This is a genomic window from Nocardia sp. NPDC004711 (genome assembly GCF_053601595.1).
Genome location: NZ_JBSGCB010000004.1, coordinates 189,117 through 211,361 on the forward strand (window position 1 = coordinate 189,117; position 22,245 = coordinate 211,361).

Sequence of the window (22,245 nt, forward strand, 5' to 3'; positions counted from 1 at the left end):
CCGGCACACCGTCACTCAGCGATCCGACGCCCCGGTGAGCCGGGTGGGCTCGGTACGGCCGGGCCGGCGGGTCGCGGCGAGTTCCGCCACGACCAGCAGCCAGACGACGATCGCCACCACGAGCAGCACACGGCCGAGGGTCCACGCCCAGGACAGCGACAGTGCGGCGCCGGTCGAGAGCGCCGCGACCGAGGTCATACCGAGCGGGAACACCGTTGCCCACCGCCGTACGTTGTATCCGGGGCGGAAGCGAATCACCTCGGCCCCGACCAGAATCGCGTAGCAGCCGAGGCTCACGACGAGCAGCGCCAGCGTCACTGCCCCGAGCACCGTATGCGGGATTCCCGTCCACCGCTGCCAGGCGGTGAGTTTGGACGCGGCCAGGGCCGAGATCGCGAGGGCACCGGTCATGACCCACTGGTCCCCCGCGCCCCGCCAGATCTCCGCGATGTCGAAATGCGCGAATGCCACCGGATACAACAGCAATCCGAGCACGAAACACACCAGTGCCGCGGCGGCGAGCCAGTCGCCGGCGCCGTCCTGCGCCAGGGTGGCCGCCAGCACCGACAGACCCTCGGTCGACACGCAGACCAGGAACACCGCGCCCGGCATCCGCCGGTTCCAGTGCCGGATCACCATGACCAGCAGCATCGGCCACACCACCGTCGCGACCACGAGCAGGGCGATGGCCACCACCTGCCAGCCGAGCAGGCACAGCCGGGTCCCCAGTACGGTCGTCGCGGCCACCGCGGTCAGGGCGGCCGGGGTGTCGGCCTCGGACACCCAGCGGTCGTGATCCCACAGCTGCCGGGAGACGAAATCGGCGGCCAGCACTAGCCAGATGATGCCCGCGAGCGCCAGCAGCAGCCGTGAGACCGTCTCGTATCCGGTGAGATGCGTTCCGACGGAAAGGATTCCGGTCGCCATGACGAAAGCCCCCATGGCCGGGGGCAGTTCGCGCCACCAGCGCACGGAGTCGGCGTCGTGCCCGGTGAGCGCGGTGAACGCCCCGGCCGTCAGGATCGCCAGCGCCGAAACCACCAGCGCCACATCGAGTCCGTGCCGGAAGGCCACGGTCGCCGTCTGCAGGACCTCGTGGACGTGCGGTGCGTACTTGATGGCTGTGGCCAGGTCGAGGCCCGGTGGGATGCGGCCGCGTTCGACCGCGTCGATGGCGATGGGTTGCAGGTCGGCGGGCAGGCCCAGCTCGGTGAGGCGGATCCGCAGATCGGCGGTGAGGAAACCGTTGACCAGCGAGCCGAGGACCGCGACGCCCACGGCCGCCCCGACCTGCCGCATGGTGTTGGTGGCCGCGGCCGCCATGCCCGAATGCTCGGCGGGTACACCGGTCAGCACCGCCGCGGTGAGCGGCACCACGGCGACGCCGAACCCCAGACCGGCGACGGCCAGGGTGGCGGCCAGCGGCGCGAACTCCACCGTGCCGTCCAGCGCGTGCCGGGTCAGCAGAATGCCCGCCGCACCCACGACACAGCCGGCGAACATCGGCGTGCGGGCGTCGGTACGGGCGACCCAGAATCCGGCGGCCACCGCTCCGAGCATGATCGCCACGGCCATCGGCGCGAACACCGCCGCGGTCCGCCCGGCCGAGTAGTGAATCATCACCTGCAGATACAGCGCGGTGAAGAAAAAGATCGAGAAGACCCCGAAGTAGACCGCGAAGGCGACGAACAGTGCGCTGCGCACCGGTGGGAGCCGCAGATAGCGAAAGTCGAAGACGGGGTTGCGAACCCGGTTCTCGACGGCGACGAACGCGAGGAACGCGAGCCCGCCCAGCACGAACAGCGCGACCACCGGGCGTGCGCCGTATCCGCGGTGCTCGCCGCTGATCGCGGCATAGATCACCGCACCGAGGAAGATCGCGCCGAGCAGCGAGCCGAGCCAATCCAGCTGCCCCGGTTGCGGATCCGCGCTCTCGGGCACGTAGCGCAGCGCGGCGGCCAGCACCACCACGCCGAGGATCAGATTGAACCAGAAGATCGATCGCCAGCCGTACGCCCCGACCAGTACGCCGCCGAGCACCGGCCCGGCGGCCAGGGCGAGACCGGACACCGCCGCCCACACCCCGAGCGCCTTGGCACGGGCGCGGGGATCGGGGAAGACCTGCCGCAGCACCGACAGGGTGCCCGGCTCGGACGCGGCCGCGCCCAGTCCCATCACCGCGCGACCGGCGATGAGCATCGGCACGCTCGCCGCCAGCGCCGAAATCACCGATCCCGCACAGAAGATCGCCAACCCGGCGACCATGACCCGCTTGCGTCCCCACCGGTCGCCGAGGGATCCGGCCGCCAGCATGAGGCTCGCGAAGACCAGGGTGTACGCATTGACCACCCACTGCAGCAGCACGACATCGGTGCTGAGCTCCGACCGGATGTCGGCCAGCGCGACGGAGACCACGGTGGTGTCGAGGAAGGTCACGAACAGGACCGCGGTGACGGTGGCCAGCGCGATTCCGGGCCGCGCCGCGCCGCGCGACGTGTCACCGATTGCCACGTCCACAGGTTACGTGGCAGGCAGGACCGGCTGTCCGGTTTCGATCGGCGTGGCGGCCGGCCGGGCCGGCGCTAGCTCGACAGCACCGCGAGCATGCCCGGCTTCAGCACGTCGTTCAGGTCCGGCCACGGGACGGTGACGTCGACGACGCCGGCCGCCTCGGGCCCGATCTGCCCCTGTTGGAAGTACACGTGCAGTCCGACCTGGGTGGCGGTCCAGACCTGGAAGGTGGGGGCGGCGGCTGTGACGTCGTCGAACCGGACGACATCGGCGACCCGGGTGCGGGTCAGCTGCGTCTTCGTCTGCGCCGCCAGCACATTCAACCCCTGCTGCTCGTTGGTGAACAGGCTCGCGAGCGTGATCTCCTGCGCGGTATCGATATTCGTGACATGCGAGAACAGCCGGTCCTCCGGGTGCGCGCCGTGGAAGTCGACGCGCAGGTACAGCACCCCGCTGAGCACGTGCGTCCCGATGCGCTCGACCGTGCTCGACTTGTTCGGGTCGGTGATCACCGCGGGATCCTGGTGCTGGTCGACGTAGGTCCACAGCCCCTGCACCATGGCATCGTCGAATTCCCGTCCGGCGGGCCAGTTCACGCCCGTGCCCTCGACCCGTACCTGCGGCACGTCGATGTCGAAGCCGACACTGCCCTTGCCGCTGCTGGTCAGGTGCTCGGTGGTGGCGACGAAGCGACCGTGCCCGCGTTGCTGGTCGGCGGCGGGTTCCACGGTCGAGGCCGGCGTGCCGACGCCGCCCGGACCGGTGGACGCGTGCTGCGCCTGGCAGGCGGCCAGCCCCAGGGCCAGGGCGCACATGGCGATGACGGCGGCGGACTTCAGCCCCATGGGTTGCCTCCAGACGATCGGGGGCGGCCGTCTCGGTGCGGCGCCCGCGATCAGAGTCGGACTCGCCGCTTGGAAGCGGCCAATGACCCACCAATGGCCGCTGCGGCGCGCAGGATGGGTGACGGTCCGGACCACGGACCCATTCCCCGAGGGAAGGCGTGAATCGGTGCAGGATAGTCGGCGAATCGTCGCTGTCTCGACCCCTCTAGACTCCCGGACGGGGAGGTCGGTTTGCTGAGATTTGCCGTACTGGGCGAGGTCCGCGCATGGCGTGGGGACACGCCCTTGGATCTGGGTCCGCCACAGCGGCGCGCCGTGCTGGCGGCACTGCTCCTGCGCGAGGGCAAGGCGGTCACCGCCGCCGAGCTCGTCGAGGGGATCTGGGGCGAGGACCCGGTCCTGCGCGCCGTGCCCGCGCTGCGTACCCACGTGGCCAAACTGCGGCGCGAACTGGAACCCGACCGCGTCAACCGCGGACCCTCCACCCTGCTGATCTCCATCGGCGACGGCTACGCCCTGCGACTCCCGCCCGGGCGCACCGATATTCACGACGTCGAGGACGAGGTCGCCGCGGCCGAGCGGCTGCGCTACGAGGATCCGGGCAACGCCCGCGACACCCTGGAGTCGGCGCTGGCCCGCTGGCAGGGCGCCGCGCTGGGCGGACTGCCGGGGCCCTACGCCGAGCGGCAGCGGGCCCGGCTCGAACAGTGGCGGCTCTCCATCCTCGAGGACCGCCTCGCCCTCGATATCGAAACCGGCCGCAGCGCCGAGGCGGTCGCCGAACTCGGGCCGCTCATCGAGGAGCATCCGTTGCGGGAACGCTTCCGCGCACTGCTCATGACCGGGCTGTACCACTCCGGCCGCCAGGCCGAGGCACTCGAGGAATACGGGCGCGCCCGCCGCGCCCTGGTCGACGGCGTCGGCGTGGAGCCCGGACCGGAACTCAGCGACGTGCACGCGCGGATCCTGCGCGCCGAGCTGCCGCCCGTGCCGCGGGCCGCCCGCGCGGTGGTCACCCCGGCCCAATTGCCGCCCGACATCGCCGATTTCACCGGCCGGTCCCGGGTCGCGGAGGAGATCGCGGCCCAGCTCACCGGCGACAGACCGGCGGTGGCCATCTCGGCGGTCGGCGGCATGGGCGGAGTCGGCAAGACCACCCTCGCCCTGCACATCGCCCATCAGGTGCGCGACCGGTTCCCCGACGGGCAGCTGTATGTGAACCTGCGCGGCGTCGACCCCGAACCGATCCCGCCCGGGGACGCGCTGGGCGGATTCCTGCGCGGCCTCGGGGTGGCCGAGGGCGATATCCCGCCCGCCGTGGACGATCGCGCCGCACACCTGCGAACACTGTTGAGCGACAAGCGGATTCTGGTGGTGCTCGACAATGCCCGCGACAGCGCCCAGGTGGCGCAGCTGCTGCCCGGTACGCCGGGTACCGCGGTGCTGATCACCAGCCGCTCCGCGCTCACCGAACTGCCCGCGGTGCGGCGTACCCGCCTCGACGTGCTGGAGCGCGAGGAGGCCATGACGCTGCTGACCCGCATCCTGGGCGCCGAACGCGTTGCGGCCGAACGGGATGCGGCCTACGCGGTGATCGAGCAGTGCGCCTGCCTGCCGCTGGCGGTGCGCATCGTCGGCGCGCGGCTGGCGGTACGGCCGCAGTGGACCATCGCCTCGCTGGCCGAGCGGCTGGCCGACGAGAGCCAGCGCCTCGAGGTACTGCAGACCGGCGACCTGACCCTGGAGGCGGCTTTCCGCCTCGGCTACGGGCAGCTGAACACCGAGCAGGCCAGGGCGTTTCGCATGCTGGCCCGCGCCGATGTGCCGGACTTCCCGGTCGACGGGGCCGCGGCACTGCTGGGCGTGCCGGTGGCGCGGGCCGAGCTGGTGTGCGAATCGCTGGTCGATCTGAGCCTGCTGGAGACGCCCGCGCCCGGCCGCTACCGCTTCCACGACCTGCTGCGGCTGTTCGCGGCCCGGCTGGCCGGGACCGCCGCGAACCGCGATCTCGGCGAACGGGAATCGGAGATCGTGGTCCGGCTGCTGGACTACTACCTGGCCAGCACCAAGAACCTGCTCGGCGCACTCGATTACAGCAACACCACGCTGCTGCTGGTGCCCACCACCGTGCCGGGCCACACTTTCGCCGGCGGGGCGGAAGGCCAGTCCTGGAACGATGTCGAACGGCCGGTGATCATCGCACTGCACCGCCAGGCGGCCCGGCTCGGCGGGCGGGCGGTGGCGCTGGCAGCCGATCTGGCCTGGGTGATGTCGGAGCTCATGGACACCGGCAGCCGCGCCCGCGAGCTCGCCGACGGCCTGAAGGCCCTGCTGGACACCGCGATCCGCGACGGCGACCATGCCAGCGCGCGACGGCTGCGGGTGGCGCTGGGCGCCATGATGCAGATCGGGCTGGGCGAGGTGGAGGCGAGTCTGGAGTTCCTGCAACCCATTTCGCAGCCCGCCGACGATGCCGAACGGCGCTTGCAGGTGCTGGCCGAGATCCTGCTCGGGGTGGCGGATCGGCGCACCGGCAATACCAAGGACTCGCATCGGCACTACGCCAATGCCATCGCCTGGACCCGCGCACTCGACGATCGGTCGCTGGAGGCGTGGATCCTGGCCCTGGCCACCCGCACGCTGTGCGAATCCGGCCAGTACGCGGAGGCGGTCGCGGTGGCCGAGCGGGCCATCGCGCTGGCCCAGGAGTCGTCGAACGCGGTCGCGCTGGGCTGGGCCACCCACGAATTGGCCGCCACCCGTTCGATGCTCGGCGAGCACGCGCTCGCGCTGGCACTGGCCGAGGACGCGGTGCGCATGACCCATCGCAATGGCGTGCGCCTGTGGGAGGGCTGGGCGCGCACCCGGCTGGCCCAGATCCACCTGCGCGCCGGGAACGACGCCGCCGCGGAAAGCGAGGCCACCCAGGCCCTGCGACTGCTGAGCAAGGCGGCCGATCCCCTCGACCGGGCGCGGGCGCTGTCCCTGCGCGCGACCGCCCGCACGGCGCGCGGCGATCACGAGGCCGCCGCCCGCGAGCACGCCGACGCAGCCGAGATCTTCCGCCGCGCCGGGCTGCCCGCACCGACACTGGCGACGCTGTTCGCACCGGGACCGGCCACCGGATAGAGAATGTTTATTCGCTTTTTATCGGCCCGTGGGAGCGTGCAGGTACGCGGGTTCCCCGGGTCTGCAACACCCGGGGTACTCGCGCGCGATGAGGTCATGCCCGCGTGCGCACGAGGGGTGCGCATCCGGCTCATGCAGATCGGATAGCCGCCGCCGGCACCGGCCGGCGGCGCCTCCGGCCCCTTCCCCGAAGCTCTCAGGACAGATCCGCGTCCAGGCGCGCACCCAGTGTGCGCAGGTGCGCGGTGGCGCCACCCGCCTCGAACTCGGCGCGTTTGGCCGCGGTGAAGTAGCGCTGCATCGGATAGTCCAGGTAGATCCCGGTGCCGGCGTGGATGTGGATGGCGGCGTGGGCGACGCGGTGACCGGCCTCGGCCGCCCAGAATTTCGCCACGTCGACCTCGGATTCCGCTGGGAGCCCATGGGATTCGCGCCACGCGGCCTGCCAGAGCGTCAGGCGAACGGCTTCGACATCGATATAGGCGTCGGCCAGGCGCTGGCGCACCGCCTGGAACGAGCCGATGGGTTTGTCGAATTGCTTTCTGGTGCGGGCATATTCGCAGGTCATTTCCAGAGCGCGTTCGAGGATGCCGAGTTGCAGCGCACAGGCGGCCACCGCCGCGCGACGCCGGGCCCAGGCGGCGGCCTCGGGCGCGGCGATCACATCCCGATCCGGGACCTGCGCATCACGCAGTTCCAGCACCGCCGCGTCCGTTCCGTTCACCACGTGCTGCCCGGTCACGGTGACGCCGTCGGCGCCCCGATCCAGCAGGAGCAGCATCGAATTCGCGCCGCAACGGGCTTCGACGAGGAATCCGTCCGCGAAGGCCGCGTCCGCGACGACCGACTGCGAACCCCGGATGCGCCAGCCGTTCCCGCCGCGCTCGGCCTCGAACGCGACGAAGTCACGCGCGAGCGCCGGCGCCAAGGTGGTCTCGCCGCGCAGCAGCGGCCGCACCCAGCGCTGCACCTGCGCGTCGTCACCGAACTCGGCCAGTGTCGCCGCGACCACCGCGATACTCGTGGAATACGGTGCGGGAGCGACGGTCCGGCCGATCTCGGTCAGTACGCCACACTGTTCCAGCAGCCCGTAGCCGCCGCCGTTCGCGCGCTCGGGCAGCCCCGCGTCCAGCAGGCCCGCGCCCGCCATGGCCCGCCACAGGTCCGGATCGAACCCGGTGTCGCCGGGCCGAGGATGGCGGCCGGCCCAGTCGGCGAGCAGCTCACGAGCCAATTCCGACAGTTCCCGCTGCACGTCGGTGTATTCGAAATCCATAGTGCTACTCCTCTTCTCAGCGGGTGACGGGCAGGCCGAGGGCGTTCTTGGCGATGATGTCGCGCTGCACCTCGTTGACGCCGCCGCCGAAGGTCAGGATGAGCGCGGACCGGTGGCAGCGTTCGATGCGCCCGCGCAGCAGCGCGCCCGGGGAATCGGCGCGGATCACCGCCTCGGCGCCGAGCACCTCCATGAGCAGCCGATATCCCTCGATGGCGAACTCGGTCCCGAAGACCTTGGTGGCGGAGGCATCCGCCGGGCCGAGCGCACCGCGATCGGCCGCCCACGCGGTCCGCCAGTTGCGCAGCTTCAGATACTCGGCGTGCGCGTGCACGCGGGCCAGGTGCAGCCGCACCCATTCGGCGTCCATGACGCGGGAGCCGTCGGGGAGGACGGTGGCGCGCGCCCACTGGGTCACCTGCCGCAACGATTCCTGCAGCGGCGCGGCGGAGGCCAACGCCACGCGTTCGTGATTGAGCTGATTGGTGATCAGCGCCCACCCCTGGTTCTCCCCGCTCACCAGATTGGCGGCGGGCACCCGGACCTCGGAATAGTAGGTGGCACTGGTGCCGACCCCGGCCATGGTGTGCACCTTGGTCCACGAAAACCCCTGGGCCGCCGTGGGAACGATGAAGATCGAGAGCCCGGCGTGCTTGCCGGCGCTCGGGTCGGTGCGCGCGGCCAGCCACACGTAGTCGGCGTACTCGATGAGGCTGGTCCACATCTTCTCGCCGGTGATGACGTACTCGTCCCCGTCGCGCACGGCGCGGGTGCGCAGCGAAGCCACATCCGTCCCGGCACCCGGCTCGGAATAGCCGATGGAGAAGTGCACATCGCCGCGCGCGATCCTCGGCAGGAAGAACGCCCGCTGCTCCGCGGTGCCGTAGCGCATGATGGTCGGCCCGACCGTGTTCACAGTGAGATAGGGCACCGGCACGCCCGCGGCGGCGGCCTCGTCCAGGAAGATCAGCTGATCGAGCATCGGACGGCCCTGTCCGCCATGCTCTTCCGGCCAGCCCAGGGCGAGCCAGCCGTCGGCGCCCAGCCGGCGCACCACGTCCTTGTAGACGGTCCCGTCGCCGTGCTCGCCGCCCGGACCCGGGCGCAGCGCCGCCCGCGCCTCGGGGGTGACGAGGTCGGCGAAATACTCGCGCAGCCGTTTACGTAGCCGGTTCTGTTCATCGCTGAAACTGATGTGCATAGGCTGAAGGTAGGAAGCCGCGAGGCCGGATCCGCCCGGCTGGCAGGAAGCTGCCAGATCCACCGGGAGCGACCGGTGCCGGTGTCACGATCGGGGAAGTGATGCAGCGACAGCAGACGGGCGCCCTGGCCACCGGCATCGTCCGGTTCAGCCAGGAGGGGCACTGGGATCAGGACGTCCACCACCTGCTCCGCCATGCCCGGCGGGAGGCGGTGGTGGCGGTCTCCAATCCCACCCACTCCAGTGATCACCTGAGGCTCGGGCAGGTGGTCGTGGACGACCTGCTGGCCGCGGGCAAGCAGGTGCGGCTGCTCTACTCCCCGGACTATCTGGAACTGCGCGACCGCCGGCCCCTGCTGCGGCATTCCTCGCAGGGCGCACAGATCCGGGTCACCGACAACGACTTTCACAATGTGCTGATCATCGACCGCACGGTGGCGGTGCTGTGGAGCGGCGCGGGAGCCGACCACCCCTACGCCTACCTGGTCCGCGAACCCGCCCTGCTGCGCGCGCTGCATCAGTTCGCCCTGCTGAGCTGGCAGTCCGGCCACGGCCTGGCCGGGCACCTCGACACCGTGAGAGTCGAGATCACCCCCACCGCCCGCGCCGTGCTCAATACCCTCAACCTCGGACTGATCGACGAGGCGGCCGCCCGCCGGCTGGGCATGTCGCTGCGCAGCTACCGCCGCCACATCGCCGACCTCATGATCCGGCTCGAGGTGCGCAGCTGCTTCCAGATCGGGGTCCGCGCAGCGCAACTCGGCCTCCTCGACGACACCCCGCACCCTGTCGCATCCCCCTGACGCTCCCGGTACCCCTGCCGATGGCACCGGAGGGCGGCGAGCCTCTCGCGGTGGTTGCGGGCCCGCGCCGAGTACCTGGCCGGGGCGGCGAAGAGTGTTGCCGGACAGCGGTTTCGGCGTCGATATTGGCTGAATGAACGTGGTGGCCGCGCTCCGGCTCAACATGACCAATGTCAACGACCCGGCGGCCGGGCATCGCGAGCGGTACCGGGCCGCGCTGGAGATGGCGGAGTACGCCGATCGGATCGGGTTCACGGTCGTCAATTGCGAAGAGCACCACGGGTCGGGGACCGGGTGGCTGCCCGCGCCGCTGCTGCTGGCCGCCGCGGTGGCGGCGCGGACCGAGCGGATGCGGATCAGCATCGGCGCGCTGCTGGTGCCGCTGTACGAGCCGGTGCGGCTGGCCGAGGACCTGGCGGTGCTGGACAATCTGTGCGGCGGGCGGCTGACCGTGGTCGCCGGAATCGGTTACCGGCCCGAGGAATACGCCGCGCTGGGCCGGGATTTCACGCGCCGGGGCAAGCTCATGGACGAGGCCCTGGAGATCATGATCGCGGCCTGGCGGGACGAACCCATCCAGATCCATGGGCAACCTTTCGACGTCACGCCCAAGCCCTGCAGCACGCCGCATCCGCAACTGCTCATCGCCGGGATGAGCGCGGCGGCTGCGCGCCGGGCGGCGCGGTTCGGGCTGCCGTTGTCGCTGCCGATGGCCATGCCGGAGGTGGAGGAGCTCTACTACCGGGAGCTGGCGCGTTGCGGCACAACGGGTTTCGTTCACAAGCCCGAACCAGGGAGCAGACTCACCCTGCTGCACACCGATCCGGACGCGGCCTGGCACAGCTACGGCCCGCACATTCTGACCGAGATTCGCGAGTACGCGTCGTGGCGACGGGACGGAGTGCCGCGCCCGCACGAGACGGTGCCGGATTCGGTGGATGCGCTACGGGCGCACGGCTACCTGGAGATCCTCACCCCCGGCGAGCTGCGGGACCAGATCGCGGGCGGCCGTACCGAAATCCTGATCAACCCCCTGATCGGCGGGCTGCCGATCGAGGAGGGCTGGGCCGCCCTGCGCCTGCTCGGCGATGAGGTGCTCTCGCGCATCGAGCTCGCTCCCGCCGTCGGCTAGCCCACCGTCATCGCCCGATTACCCTGGCCCACAACCCTTTTCGCTTCCGAAGTACCCGATCGCTAGGACAATTATGACCGATCTGCGCCCCGGCCGGCTCACGGCCGCCGCCAAGAAATTCCTGACCTGGGACCCGAACCCGGCCGTCTTCGGTGTCACCATTCCCTGCCCGGTGCCGGTGGCGATGGGGCTGGAAGAGGCTCAGCGGCTGGTCAATACCCTGATCGACACGCACGAGGCCCTGCGCAGTCGCTACAGCTACGGCGAGGGCGCGGCCTGCGAGATCGAACCCGAATCCGGTGGCGTCATCGACCCGGCCCGCGTCGACGTGCGGACCATCGATATCGAGAGCCTCGACCCCGGCGCGCTCATGGAGCTGATCGACGCGGAATCCGCCCGGGCCAACCTGCGGCTGGATCCGCCCGCCGGGAAGGTCGTCACCGCGGTACTGCTCACCCGCTCCTACGACGTGAACATTCTGCTGTTCACCGCCCACCACGTCGCCATCGACGGCGTCGCCATGTGGGTGCTGTGGGACGACATCGCCACCTACGTCCGGCAATGGGAAGCGGGAGAGGCGATCTCGCTGCCGTCCGAGACCACCACCGGCTCGGAGTGGGCGGAGTTCCTCGACGGCCACGCACCCACCCGGGTGGGTGAACGGGACTATTGGCTGGCGGCCTCCGACAGCGAACCCAATCAGCAGATCCGTTCGGCCACACCGAAATCGGCGCACTTCGACGGCGTCATCGACGGCGCGCTGGCCCAGCGGCTGCTGGTGGAGCTGCCCGCCGCCTACGACGCCAGCTACACCCGGATCCTGCTCGTGGCACTGGGACTGGCGATCGAGGACGCCACCGGCGTGGCACGGCCCATCCAGGTGCAGAAACACGGCCGCTACAGCCGCCTGCGGCCGGGCACCGACCTGTCGCGCACGGTCGCCTGGATCTCCGACGACTACCCTTGGCTGCTGCGGCCGGTATCGGGCAGCCTCGAGACGCGCCTGCGCGACGCCATCGCCACCTATCCGCCGCACCCGGAGGACTTCACCCTGCTGTGCTGGCATCACCCCGAAAGCTGGCCGCACTTCCTGACCTTCAACTTCCCCAAGTTCTACTTCAACTTCCTCGGCGATGTGGGCGTGTGGATTCCGGACGCCCAGTCGCGCGAACAGTCCCGGCTGACCATGTTCGATCTGAGCATGTTCCTCGGCACCAGCAAGCCCGAAGGCGTTGAGCAGGTGCACTATTCGGTGCACTCGCCCGACGGCGGGCTGGGCGCCGAGCGGATGCGGGCCATCGTCACCCGGTGGCTGTCGATCCTCGAGACCGTGGAGGTGCGATGAGCAGGATCATCCTGGTCGGCATCGGCAGCCGCGGTGACATCGCCCCGCTGACGGGACTGGGCGTGGGCCTGCGCGACGCCGGGCACGAGGTCGTGGTGGCCTCGCACTGGATGTTCGCCGAGCAGATCACCGGGTGCGGGCTCGAATTCCGGCAGATGCCGCTCGATATCGACATCGACATGACCGACACCGATATCAATCGGCTGGCGGCAGGCTGGAAGTTCTCCTCCCCCAGCGGCGTTCGCAGCATGGGACTCGGCATGATCGAGACGCTGCTCGACGAACCCGCCGACGCGCTGCTGCTGCCGCCGCCCACCGAGTACGCGGGCCTGCCGCTGGCCGAGGCCAAGGGCATCCCCGCGATCGGCCTGCGTTTCCAGCCGCTGTCCGCGACCGCCGCCCACGCCCCGGCTGCCCTGGGCGCCTACGACTTCGGCGCCCGCGGCAACCGGCTGGCCGGCGACTTCGGGGCCTGGTTCAACGACCGCTTCTACGCCGGCACCATCGCCGGGTTCCGCCGCGCACTCGGACTGCCGTCGATCTCGGCCTTCGACCTGCGCCGCGGCCGGACCGCGGCCGAATGGCCCATCCTGAACGGCTTTTCGCCCAGCGTCGTGCCGCGCCCGGGCGATTGGCGGCCCGGCCTGGAGGTCACCGGGTACTGGTGGCCGCCGCGCCCCGACGACTGGGAGCCGCCCGCCGACCTGGTCGAATTCCTCGACGCCGGACCGGCTCCGGTCTTCCTCGGCTTCGGCAGCATGGTCGACAGCGCCGCGGGCAGCGCCCGGATGTCGGCGATCATCGGCGCCGCACTGCGGCGGGCGGGCGTGCGCGCCATCGTGCAGACCGGCTGGCTGCAACTCGATATCGCCGGAGACGATGTGCTGACCATCGGTGAGGTGCCGCACGATTGGCTGTTCCCGCGCATGTCGGCGCTGGTCCACCACTGCGGCGCCGGAACCACGGCCGCGGGCCTGCGCGCGGGCGTGCCGGCCATCGGCGCGCCGGTATACGCCGACCAGCCGTTCTGGGCGCAACGCCTGATCGATGTCGGCGTCAGCCCGGCCACCATCCCCTACTCGAAGCTGTCAAAGGATCGGCTCACCGCCGCGCTGAAGCAGGCCATCACCGATACCGGTCTGCGCGACAATGCCACTCGGCTCGCCGCCCGGATCGCCGCCGAGGACGGCGTCGGCCTCGCCGTGAAGGCCATCGAGGCCCACCTGGCCGCACACGCGAAGGGCTGATCCACCACCCACCCGTGCCCGAGGGCGGTCCGCCCCGCCCGGGCCCGCCCACGCCGGATTCCACGCCCCGACTGTGGTTAGATAGCGCGCAGTTTCGCCTGGTGTTTGCTATGCATCGATCCTATTAGCGCTGATCAGCGGTGGAGGCGGGCCATTTGAGCGTGCTGCGCGGGCACAAGACACTGATGTCGAACCTGGCGCTGATCCTGCTACTCGCAGTCGGGGCGGCGTATCTGGCAATCCATGTGGCGCGGGTGCGCGCACCGGGCAGCACCTACACCGTCACCGTTCAACTGGATCGCTCCGGCGGTTTGCAGGCGGGTAACGACGTCACCTGGCGCGGGTACCGGGTGGGATCGGTCAAGGCGATCGAGATCAGCAACGGCGGCGCCATGGTGTCGGCGGTCGCGGAAATCGACAAGCGGTACCGGATTCCGGCCGATACCCAGATCGCGGTCTCGGCGCTGTCGGCGGCGGGCGAGCAGTACATCGACTTCCGGCCCAACACCGACAATCCGCCCTACCTGCACGATGGGCAGGTGGTGCGGTTCAACCCCGGCAAGATCACCACGCCGACGCCCGTCTCCCAGACGCTGACGAACACCAGCGAGCTCATCGCGCAGATCGATCCCGACAAGCTCGCGGTGATCCTCGATAATCTGGACACCGCGCTCAGCGGCGGGCCCGATCAGCTGCGCGGCCTCATCGACGGATTGAGCATCGCCACCACGGGTTTGGACAACCGGCTGCCGCAGACGGTCAGCCTCATCGAGAATCTGCGCGTCATCGCGGGCACCACCTCGCACGCGCAGCCCGATCTCGGCACGCTGACCCGCAATGCGTCGGTCGTGGTCGACCAGGCCCGCGCCGCCGACGCCGAATTACGGCAACTCCTCGACCGCGCACCCGGACAGCTGGGCATCGCCGATGCGGTACTGGACCGGAACATGGATCCGATCCACAGCCTGGCCACCACCATGTCCGCCATCGTGCGGGCCGCGCTGCTGCGGCTGCCCGCGCTGCGCGCCCTGTTCCCGGCGCTGGTGGTCGGCTCCTCCGCCATGGGCGTGCCCGCCCACGACGGCGAGTTCTACACCATCGTGGACGCCTGGCTGCGGCCGTGGTGCAACTATCCGACCCGGACCGTGCCCCCGTCCATCGCCACGGTGCCCGTCTTCAGCAGCTGGAACTACTGCGACAATCCGCCCGACGACCAGCAGATTCGCGGATCCGCCAACGCGCCGCGCCCGGATGTCGCCAACAATGGCGCGCACCGGCCGACCGGAGTCGACCCGAATCAGCGCACGCTGCCACCCGTTCGGTGAATTCGGGCGTGTCGGCGCGCCTGTCGCGGTTTATCCCGCGAATCTCGATTTCCACCAGTCAGAATGATCACCGGTACCCAGTGGTCCCATGCTTGTGCCAACGAACAATGTCCCTTTGCCCTGAGAGCGGCATCGAACAGGGCAGCGGGCCAAGGTTAGGAGAGGGTCGAAACTCGATGATGAGCAGAAGTTCCCTCGGCTTGGCGGCGCGATCGGCGGTCATCGCCGCTGTGGCGGTCGCAGGATTCGCGGCGACGCCCGCGCAAGCCGAACCATTGTGGCCCGGTGGTCCGGACGTTCCCGGTGTCCCGGCGATCGTCCCCGGCATCGCACCCAGCGATGTCAACGCGCCGTGCCAGACGGCGGGTACTCGCGCCTGCCTCAAGCTCGGCAGCAACGAAGCGTGGCTGATGGACAACGGCAAGGTCATCTTCGGCCCCACGCCCATCTCGCACGGCATGCCCGGATTCGAGACGCCGCCGGGCGTGTTCCACGTGTCGTTCAAGAAGCCGTTCCACTGGAGCACCATGCACAACGCTCCGATGGAATACGCGGTGTTCTTCAACGGGGACATCGCCTTCCACATCGGACCGGTGGACAAGAAGTCGCACGGCTGCATCCGCATGACGCCGGACGGGGCGCGCGAGTTCTTCAACTACCTGAACCCGGGTGACACCGTCGAGGTCGTGCCGTAACGACGACGGGAATGCGTGGGCGAGCCCCCTCCGGCACCTGTCCGGAGGGGGCTCGCTCATGTCCGGGACGCGCCGGACATTCGGGCGGCTACGCCGGGCAGTTGTGGTACGAGGTCACCAGCCAGCGGCCGTCGCGCTGGATCAGGGCCCAGGTGGCCACGATCCAGCCGTCGGCCGCTGGCTCGGTCTCCCCGGCGGGCACCACCGCGCTGCGGCTGACCACGATGGCGGTGCCGGGGGCCGGGAAGCGGACCGACTGCGGTTCGTCGACGGTGTGCGAATCCCGCAGCGGGCCGGCGAAACCCGCGGCCATGGAGGTCCGGACCGCCTCGCGGCCCACGTTCACCACGCCCCGCACGACGGTGGTGGCGTCGGGGTCGTAGTCGGCGACGAAGGCGTCGGCGTCATTGGCGGCCCAGGCGCGGTAGAGGTTGGTCAGGACGTCGAGGACGGCCTCGCGGTCGGTCTGTACAGCGGTATCGGTCATGGTTTCCTCCTCGGATCGCGGCCGCGGTGAGCGGCTCACGAGTACCTACCGGCGGGCCGTGCCCGATTCATCGCCGCGGGTGTACAAAGTTCGGCAGGGCCCGGATTCGAGGAGCAGGGGCCCGGATTCGAGGAGCAAGAGCATGGCGAACGTGGACTTCGAGGCGGACACCGGGCGCTACCGACGGGAATTGCTCGCGCATTGCTATCGCATGCTCGGGTCGGTGCAGGACGCCGAGGATCTGGTGCAGGAGACCTACCTGCGGGCCTGGCGGGCACGCGACAGCTACGACGAGAAGCGGGCCGGGATGCGGACCTGGCTGTACCGGATCGCGACCAATGCCTGTCTGACCGCGCTCGAACAGCGCGGCCGTCGGCCCATGCCTTCCGGACTCGGCCACGAACCCGGTGACGATCCGCGCGAGGCACTGGTGCACGGCGGGGAAATCCCTTGGCTGCAACCGATTCCGGACGCGCTGCTCGGCGATCCGTCGGAAGCCGCGGTGGCCCAGGGCAGTCTGCGGCTGGCACTGGTCGCGGCCATGCAGCAGCTGCCCGCCCGGCAGCGGGCGGTGCTGGTGCTGCGCGAGGTGCTCGACTGGCCGGCCGCCGAGGTGGCGCGGGCGCTGGACATGACCCCGGCAGCGGTGAACAGCGCGCTGCAGCGGGCCCGGAAGACGCTGAGCCAGAGCGGTATTCGCGAGGACGAGGTGTCCGAGAGCGCCGAGCAGCGGGCCGTCGTCGACAGCTATGTCGCCGCGTTCCGCAATGCCGATCTGGCGGCGCTGGAGAAGCTGCTGTCCGACGACGTGATCATGGAAATGCCGCCCATGCTCAATTGGTACGTCGGGCGCGCGGACTACATCGGGTTCATGGCGCGTGTCTTCGACATCAACGGCAGCGATTGGCGCCTGGTGCCGATCGGGGCCAATGGCCAGCCGGCACTGGCGGCCTACGTCCGCGACGGCGACGGGTACGCCCTGCACACCCTGCAGATCTTCACGATTCGTGACGGCCTGGTCACCAACCTGATCGCCTACCAGGTCGAGGAGATCTTCCGGCTCTTCGACCTGCCGGCCCGATTGCCCTGAGTCTCAGACGTTGTCACCGGAGGACGCCAGCAGGCCGTGGTCGTGCGCGAAGGCCGCGGCCTCGGTCCGGCTGGCCACGCCGAGCTTGGTGAGAATCCTGGAGACGTGTACACCGGCGGTGTTGGCGCTGATGAACAGCTCGGCCGCCAGGCCGCGATTGCTCATGCCCTTGGCGACCAGCCGCAGCACCTCCAGCTCGCGCGGAGTCAGGCCGTGCCGGCCGGACACGGTGCCGCCGTGCGGTTTCGGCGCTTCCGTCGTTCGCCCGGCGGTGAGGCGGGCCCGGTCGGCCAGCCGTGCGGCCGCCTCCTGCAACGGCAGTGCACCCAGCCGGGCCGCGATCTCGGCGGCCTCCCGCACGGCCGGGTCCGTGGCTGCTCGATTCCCTTCGGCCGCATACGATTCCGCCGCGTCCAGCAGCGCGGCGGCGATCTCGTGCGGCCGCTCGACGGCGCGCCAGGCGGCGACCGCCTCCGACCAGCGCGCCGCCGAACCGGCCAGCCGCGCGGTGAAGACGGCGCGATAGGCGGCATCGACCGGCGACACCGCGGGCAGTGTGTCGCCCAGCGCGAGCAGTTCCGCGGGCGCTCCGGCGGTTCGGGCGGCCAGCGCCACCAGCGGCCACGCGTCGTGCGGATGCGCGAACAGGGTTGCGGCACCGTCCCCTTGGGCGAGCACGCCGGCCAGTACCGCCGCCGCCCCGGTCTCGTCGCCCGCCGCCGAGTCCACGGCGCAGGTCAATGCGACGAGTTCGAGCCGATATTGCGCGGCCCACCGGCTGTCACCCAGCAACCGTCCGGCCTCGGCCGCCGCTTCCCGCGCCGCACCGATGTTCCCTTCGGCCAGGGAGATTCGCGCGAGACACAGGGTCAGCGCCGCCCGGCTGAGCGGCGGCAACTGGTCGAACTGCGTCTCGTCGACCACGGCCCGGGCCTCGTCCCAGCGGCCGAGCGCGGCGAGCGCCTGCGCCCATTTGACGAACAGGATCGGTGCGGACTCGGAGAACCGGAACGATTCGTGCGCGGCCCGCAGTCCCTGCCGGACGGCGGCGATGGCGGCGTCGTACCGCCCGGCCGCGACCAGCACCGCCGATTCCCAGGTGGCGACATCCACCACGATCCGCGCGTCCCCGGCCGCGGCGGCCGCGCGATGAGCTTCGGCGAAATGATCCAGCGCCCAGTCGGTTTCGTTCGCGGCCGCCGATTCCGGCCCGGATGAACCATCCCCCGCCACCTCCGCCGCGGCGGCCCCCGCCAGCCCGAGATGGGCGTGCGCCCGCGCCACGAGGGCGTCCGCCTCCAGTCGCTGGGCGATGACCAGCGCCGCACGGGCGTCCGACGCCGACCCGGCGGCGTCGCCTCGGAAGATCCGCGCGGAGGCCGATTGCACCAGCGCCTCCGCCCGCTCGGCACCGGCACCCGCCACCGACAACAGCTGCAGTGCCCGCACCAGATCCGTTCCCGGTCCGGCTCCGGTGGTCCCCCGCAGGTACGCCCGCCGCCGATACATCCGCGCCACCCGCTCGACCTCGCACCGGTCGGCGTCCGCCTCGGCGGCGCGCTCGCCGTCGTCCCGGCCGGCCGAGCGGCGGCCCGACCTCGGCTCGGTGCTTCCGGTAGCGGACTCGGCCGGGGCGATATCGCCGGTGGGGTCGAGCAGGGCCAGCGCCGCGTCGGCGGCGGCGATGCCGCGCTCGGTCGCGCCGCAGGCCACCGCGACATCGACGATCTGTTCCAGGACAGCCAGTTTCGTGGTGGGCAGGATCCGCTCGGCATCGGGCACCCGATCCCAGAGGACGAGGATCTGTTCGAGGAGCCGGAGGCGTTCCGGGTGGGTGGCGGGTACGGCGGTGGCGGCCGACCAGTAGGCACGCAGGGCCTGCTCCAGATCCCCGGCGGCGCGGGCGTGGCGGGCCAGGTCGGCGCGGGATTCGGCGTCGAGGGCCTCGCCGCGGGCGCGCAGCGCCGCGGCCGCACGGGCGTGCAGGCGGGTGCGCTCACCGGGCAGCAGCCGGTCGTAGATGGCCTGGCGGATGAGGCCGTGCCGGAATTCGTAGCCGGTCTCGGTGGTGTGCAGCAGGTGGCGGTCGACCAATTCCCGTAGGGCGCGGTCCAGTTCGTCCGGGGGTAGGTCGACGATGGCGGCCAGCAGTTCGTGGTGGATCGGGGAGCCGAGGACGGCGGCCGGGGGAACCACGGCGAGAGCGTCTGCGGAGAGGCCGGATTGGAAGCCGAGCAGCAGGTCGGTCAGGTCGGCGGGCAGCTGGTCGGGGCACTGGCCGAGCGCCTCGACGAACAGCGGGTTGCCGCCGCTGCGTTCGAAAACCTTGGTGATGAGCCGGGGTTCGGGCTCGCGGGCGAGCAGGGCGGCGAGCTGGCGGCCCACCTCGTGGCGGGTCAGCGGGTGCAGTTCCAGCACCCGCACGCCCGGATTGCGGCGCAGTTCGGCGACCAGGCCGCGCAGCGGTCCGGCCTCGCCGGGACGGTAGGTGCCGACCAGCAGGGCGTCCGCGTCGGCGAGATTGGCGGCCAGGAAGGTGAGCAGCTCACGGCTGGCGTCATCGGCCCAGTGCAGATCCTCGAGGATGAGCACCACCGGCCGAGTCATGGCCAGTTGCTCCAGCAGCGTGAGGATTTCGCCGAACAGGCGGATGCGGTCGGCCTCCGGGGCGGCGCCGCCGGTGTGAACGGCCAACTGCGGCAGCCAGTTCGCCAGCGCCGGATGCGGCGGCAGCAACGTGGCCACCGCCTCGCCGCCGAGCTGCCGCACCAGCCCGCGCAGCAACGCCAGGAACGGCGCGTAGGCCACGCCCCCGGTCCCCAGCTCCGGGCAGCGACCGAGCAGCACCATCACCCGAGAGTCCAAACGCTCGGTGAACTCCCCCACCAGCCGGGATTTCCCGATCCCGGCCTCCCCCGCGATCAAGACCGTCTGTGTACCTGGATCACCCACCGCCTCGACCAGCGCGGACACCTCTGCCGCCCGCCCAACGAGGACACTGCTACCGGGGAAACTCACCACTCCCCGATCATGCCGTGACTGTCGCAATTCGCCCACTCGACAGGCCATTTCGCACCCCGTTCACAGGTTCGGGCGGCTTATAGTGCACGCGGCGCTAACGCGTGAGCTATCGGTATGTGGATGGGCAGGAATGACAGTCGAGAACCCGGCGGTGGAGTCGGTGCACGGAATGTGGGCCGCGGCGGATCCCGGCGAGCGCCGGCGTTGGTGGCCGGTGATGCTGTTCCTGGTCGTGGTCCTGGTGGCGGGTTTCGCGATCGCGGGATGGTTGCTCATCGGGCAGTCACACCGGTCGCCGGCCGCGGCCACGCGCGCTCCGGGCGCATTGAACAGCGCCCGGCTGGCCCTGATCAATGCGCCCGGAGCGCACTACACCGGCCGCCTGACCGGGCAGGACGGCAAGCAGGCGACCGTGGACCTGCGGGTCACGAATGTCGGTGACGCGTCCGGGACTCTCGAATTCGCTCCTGGAAAAGCCTTGTCGTACCAGCGGATCGGCGACAAGACCTTCGTACGGGGCAACACCGAGGCCTGGATCGCCTACGGCTTCTCCGCCGACGACGCCGTCCGTTCCGACGGCCGGCAGCTGCTCGAACCCCCGGCGATCGGCGGCCTCGACCTGCCGGCGGCCCTGACTCCTTCGACCCTCGGGCGGCATCTGGACCCCAATGCGGAAGCGCACCGGCCGGTCACGGCGGGCGTGCCCATCACCATCGACGGCCACCGGTCCACCCCGATCATCAGCGGCGCCGTCACCACCTATGTGAGCTCCGGCCAGGTCGATCGAATTACCGAGCCGGCCTTCGACATCCGGGTGGCGCCCCTGAGCGCCGACGAGGTGGCCGGGCTCTACCGCGACCTCCGGAACGCGGCCGCCGCGACCGAGAACGCCACCGACTCGGAAACCAAGATCACCGTCGCGGGCAGCTGGAGCGACCCGTGCGGACCGGACTGCACCGCGATCGAAACCCTGACCAGCGCACGGCAGCCCTTCGGCGCGGCGACGATCCCCACGCCACACCCGGACGACATCGCCGTGTGGTACGAGATGGTGCTCAGTGTCAACGGGATCGTCATGCCCACACCGCTGTGCACCGGCGTCCAGCCGATGCCGGGAAACGGAACGGCGACGGTGTCGTGCCCGTTCACCATCGACGCGGACGGCGGCACCGTCGACGCGGTTCTGAGGAACCACCCGCTGATGGGCCGGGGCCGCGCCGACGCCCTCGTGAGCACCGTCGACAGCAATGCCGGACGCAGCCGGAACAGGACCGCATGCCCGGTGGTGCAGGTCGAGGGCACGGCGTTCTGGAGCAAGCCCGGCTGCTGATCGCGCGCGGGGCCCGAAAACCGAAGGGCCTCACCGCTGATCAGGGTTTGGCCAGCAAGCCCTCCACCGTCCGGCGCACCTTCGACACCGCACTGTCGTCCCCCAGACGCAGTGCGGTATTCGCCGCTGCGAGCACCGCGTCGATCTGGAAAGCCGCCAGATCGGCGTCCAGAGCGGCGATTTCGCCGTGGTCGCAGGCGTAGGACAGCTCGCCGGCCAGCAGGTCGAGCCAGTCCTGCTGATTGGCCACCAGCGCATCGCGCACCGGCCCGGGGCGGCTGTCGAATTCGGCCAGGTTCGCGGACTGGAAGCAGCCGCCCTGGAAGCAGGGGCCGGCGGCGTAGTCGATCCACAGCTCGATCAGGGCCCGCAGGCGTTCGGCGCCACGGGGTTTCGCCCGGGCGGGCCGGGTGACGGTGTCGACGAAGACCGTGCGGAAGTAGTCGATGGTGGCGAGTTGCAGGGCTTCCTTGGTGCGGAACAGGGTTTGGATGCCCGCCTTGCTGAGGCCGGTGTCGGTGGCCAGGCGACCGAAGCTCAAGCCCTCCAGGCTGTCCAGCGAGGCGATGTCCACGGCCCGGCCGAGCACCACCTTGCGGGTACGCGAGCCGCGCAGCAGCCGCTTGTCGGTGATCTCGGTGGCATCCGCTGCCGGAACCGGGCTTTCCATACGGCCGATCGTACTCCTGACCCGTGCCGGAAACGGCCGTGGCAATGGGCCGTCCGCGGCGGAAGCGGTCAATCGATATTGCCGCGCCAGGTGGCCCACGCTACAGTTACGGGCCAGTAGGAACGCTGGCGTTCCCAG

Annotated in this window: 16 protein-coding genes; 9 read left to right on the forward strand and 7 right to left on the reverse strand. The window is 70.6% G+C overall.

What is annotated here, in order from left to right; translation table 11 throughout:
- Nucleotides 1-15: 15 nt before the first annotated feature.
- Nucleotides 16-2,511: an MFS transporter gene (locus ACWEKS_RS05435; protein WP_452338945.1), complete on the reverse strand. Its 2,496-nt coding sequence runs from the start codon at nt 2,509-2,511 to the stop codon at nt 16-18.
- A 71-nt stretch (nt 2,512-2,582) separates the two neighbouring features.
- Nucleotides 2,583-3,356 (reverse strand): RsiV family protein, encoded by a 774-nt coding sequence (locus tag ACWEKS_RS05440; protein ID WP_452338946.1) that lies wholly within the window; start codon nt 3,354-3,356, stop codon nt 2,583-2,585.
- Between the two features lie 231 nt (nt 3,357-3,587).
- Here ACWEKS_RS05440 and ACWEKS_RS05445 point away from each other — a divergent pair, with 231 nt between their 5' ends.
- Nucleotides 3,588-6,485: a BTAD domain-containing putative transcriptional regulator gene (locus ACWEKS_RS05445; protein WP_452338947.1), complete on the forward strand. Its 2,898-nt coding sequence runs from the start codon at nt 3,588-3,590 to the stop codon at nt 6,483-6,485.
- A 196-nt stretch (nt 6,486-6,681) separates the two neighbouring features.
- Here the strand turns inward: ACWEKS_RS05445 and ACWEKS_RS05450 are convergent, their stop codons facing one another.
- Together ACWEKS_RS05450 and ACWEKS_RS05455 are read right to left on the reverse strand one after the other, a co-directional pair.
- A complete protein-coding gene (locus ACWEKS_RS05450) occupies nt 6,682-7,761 on the reverse strand; it encodes an acyl-CoA dehydrogenase family protein (protein ID WP_452338948.1) in 1,080 nt (359 codons plus the stop codon).
- A 16-nt stretch (nt 7,762-7,777) separates the two neighbouring features.
- Nucleotides 7,778-8,962, reverse strand: a complete 1,185-nt coding sequence (locus ACWEKS_RS05455) for an acyl-CoA dehydrogenase family protein (protein WP_452338949.1) — start codon at nt 8,960-8,962, stop codon at nt 7,778-7,780.
- A 98-nt stretch (nt 8,963-9,060) separates the two neighbouring features.
- Between ACWEKS_RS05455 and ACWEKS_RS05460 the strand changes: the two genes are divergently transcribed.
- The 6 genes from ACWEKS_RS05460 to ACWEKS_RS05485 all read left to right on the forward strand — a co-directional run bounded on the left by ACWEKS_RS05460 (nt 9,061) and on the right by ACWEKS_RS05485 (nt 15,509).
- A complete protein-coding gene (locus ACWEKS_RS05460; protein WP_452338950.1) occupies nt 9,061-9,765 on the forward strand; it encodes a hypothetical protein in 705 nt (234 codons plus the stop codon).
- A 133-nt stretch (nt 9,766-9,898) separates the two neighbouring features.
- Complete coding sequence (locus ACWEKS_RS05465) at nt 9,899-10,897, forward strand: LLM class flavin-dependent oxidoreductase (RefSeq protein WP_452338951.1); 999 nt, start codon at nt 9,899-9,901, stop codon at nt 10,895-10,897.
- Nucleotides 10,898-10,970: 73 nt separating this feature from the next.
- Nucleotides 10,971-12,242: a condensation domain-containing protein gene (locus tag ACWEKS_RS05470; RefSeq protein WP_452338952.1), complete on the forward strand. Its 1,272-nt coding sequence runs from the start codon at nt 10,971-10,973 to the stop codon at nt 12,240-12,242.
- Entirely contained in the window at nt 12,239-13,489 is a 1,251-nt protein-coding gene (locus ACWEKS_RS05475; protein WP_452338953.1) for a glycosyltransferase, read from the forward strand. Before ACWEKS_RS05470 ends, ACWEKS_RS05475 begins: the two co-directional genes overlap by 4 nt.
- A 161-nt stretch (nt 13,490-13,650) precedes the next feature.
- Nucleotides 13,651-14,814 (forward strand): MlaD family protein, encoded by a 1,164-nt coding sequence (locus tag ACWEKS_RS05480; protein ID WP_452339035.1) that lies wholly within the window; start codon nt 13,651-13,653, stop codon nt 14,812-14,814.
- A 176-nt stretch (nt 14,815-14,990) separates the two neighbouring features.
- The gene (locus tag ACWEKS_RS05485) at nt 14,991-15,509 is read left to right on the forward strand and encodes a L,D-transpeptidase (protein WP_452338954.1); all 519 of its coding nucleotides are present in this window, start codon (nt 14,991-14,993) and stop codon (nt 15,507-15,509) included.
- Between the two features lie 88 nt (nt 15,510-15,597).
- Here the strand turns inward: ACWEKS_RS05485 and ACWEKS_RS05490 are convergent, their stop codons facing one another.
- On the reverse strand, nt 15,598-15,996 hold the full coding sequence (locus ACWEKS_RS05490) for an SgcJ/EcaC family oxidoreductase (RefSeq protein WP_452338955.1): 399 nt from the start codon (nt 15,994-15,996) through the stop codon (nt 15,598-15,600).
- On the opposite strand from ACWEKS_RS05490, the gene ACWEKS_RS05495 reads away from it, so the two are divergent.
- Nucleotides 15,995-17,086: a sigma-70 family RNA polymerase sigma factor gene (locus tag ACWEKS_RS05495; protein ID WP_452338956.1), complete on the forward strand. Its 1,092-nt coding sequence runs from the start codon at nt 15,995-15,997 to the stop codon at nt 17,084-17,086. The genes ACWEKS_RS05490 and ACWEKS_RS05495 overlap by 2 nt on opposite strands.
- 3 nt (nt 17,087-17,089) lie before the next feature.
- Here ACWEKS_RS05495 and ACWEKS_RS05500 read toward each other — a convergent pair whose 3' ends face one another.
- Complete coding sequence (locus ACWEKS_RS05500; protein ID WP_452338957.1) at nt 17,090-20,104, reverse strand: helix-turn-helix transcriptional regulator; 3,015 nt, start codon at nt 20,102-20,104, stop codon at nt 17,090-17,092.
- Nucleotides 20,105-20,237: 133 nt separating this feature from the next.
- Between ACWEKS_RS05500 and ACWEKS_RS05505 the strand changes: the two genes are divergently transcribed.
- Nucleotides 20,238-21,437 (forward strand): hypothetical protein, encoded by a 1,200-nt coding sequence (locus tag ACWEKS_RS05505; protein WP_452338958.1) that lies wholly within the window; start codon nt 20,238-20,240, stop codon nt 21,435-21,437.
- Nucleotides 21,438-21,477: 40 nt separating this feature from the next.
- On the opposite strand, the gene ACWEKS_RS05510 is transcribed toward ACWEKS_RS05505, so the two are convergent.
- Entirely contained in the window at nt 21,478-22,107 is a 630-nt protein-coding gene (locus ACWEKS_RS05510; protein WP_452338959.1) for a TetR/AcrR family transcriptional regulator, read from the reverse strand.
- Between the last annotated feature and the right edge of the window lie 138 nt (nt 22,108-22,245).

Coding starts and splice junctions, on each gene's coding strand:
- ACWEKS_RS05440 (WP_452338946.1), bottom strand. CDS start 3,356: ATGGGGCTGAAGTCCGCCGCCGTCATCGCCATGTGCGCCCTGGCCCTG.
- ACWEKS_RS05450 (WP_452338948.1), bottom strand. CDS start 7,761: ATGGATTTCGAATACACCGACGTGCAGCGGGAACTGTCGGAATTGGCT.
- ACWEKS_RS05455 (WP_452338949.1), bottom strand. CDS start 8,962: ATGCACATCAGTTTCAGCGATGAACAGAACCGGCTACGTAAACGGCTG.
- ACWEKS_RS05465 (WP_452338951.1), top strand. CDS start 9,899: ATGAACGTGGTGGCCGCGCTCCGGCTCAACATGACCAATGTCAACGAC.
- ACWEKS_RS05470 (WP_452338952.1), top strand. CDS start 10,971: ATGACCGATCTGCGCCCCGGCCGGCTCACGGCCGCCGCCAAGAAATTC.
- ACWEKS_RS05475 (WP_452338953.1), top strand. CDS start 12,239: ATGAGCAGGATCATCCTGGTCGGCATCGGCAGCCGCGGTGACATCGCC.
- ACWEKS_RS05485 (WP_452338954.1), top strand. CDS start 14,991: ATGATGAGCAGAAGTTCCCTCGGCTTGGCGGCGCGATCGGCGGTCATC.
- ACWEKS_RS05495 (WP_452338956.1), top strand. CDS start 15,995: ATGGTTTCCTCCTCGGATCGCGGCCGCGGTGAGCGGCTCACGAGTACC.
- ACWEKS_RS05490 (WP_452338955.1), bottom strand. CDS start 15,996: ATGACCGATACCGCTGTACAGACCGACCGCGAGGCCGTCCTCGACGTC.
- ACWEKS_RS05505 (WP_452338958.1), top strand. CDS start 20,238: ATGACAGTCGAGAACCCGGCGGTGGAGTCGGTGCACGGAATGTGGGCC.
- ACWEKS_RS05510 (WP_452338959.1), bottom strand. CDS start 22,107: ATGGAAAGCCCGGTTCCGGCAGCGGATGCCACCGAGATCACCGACAAG.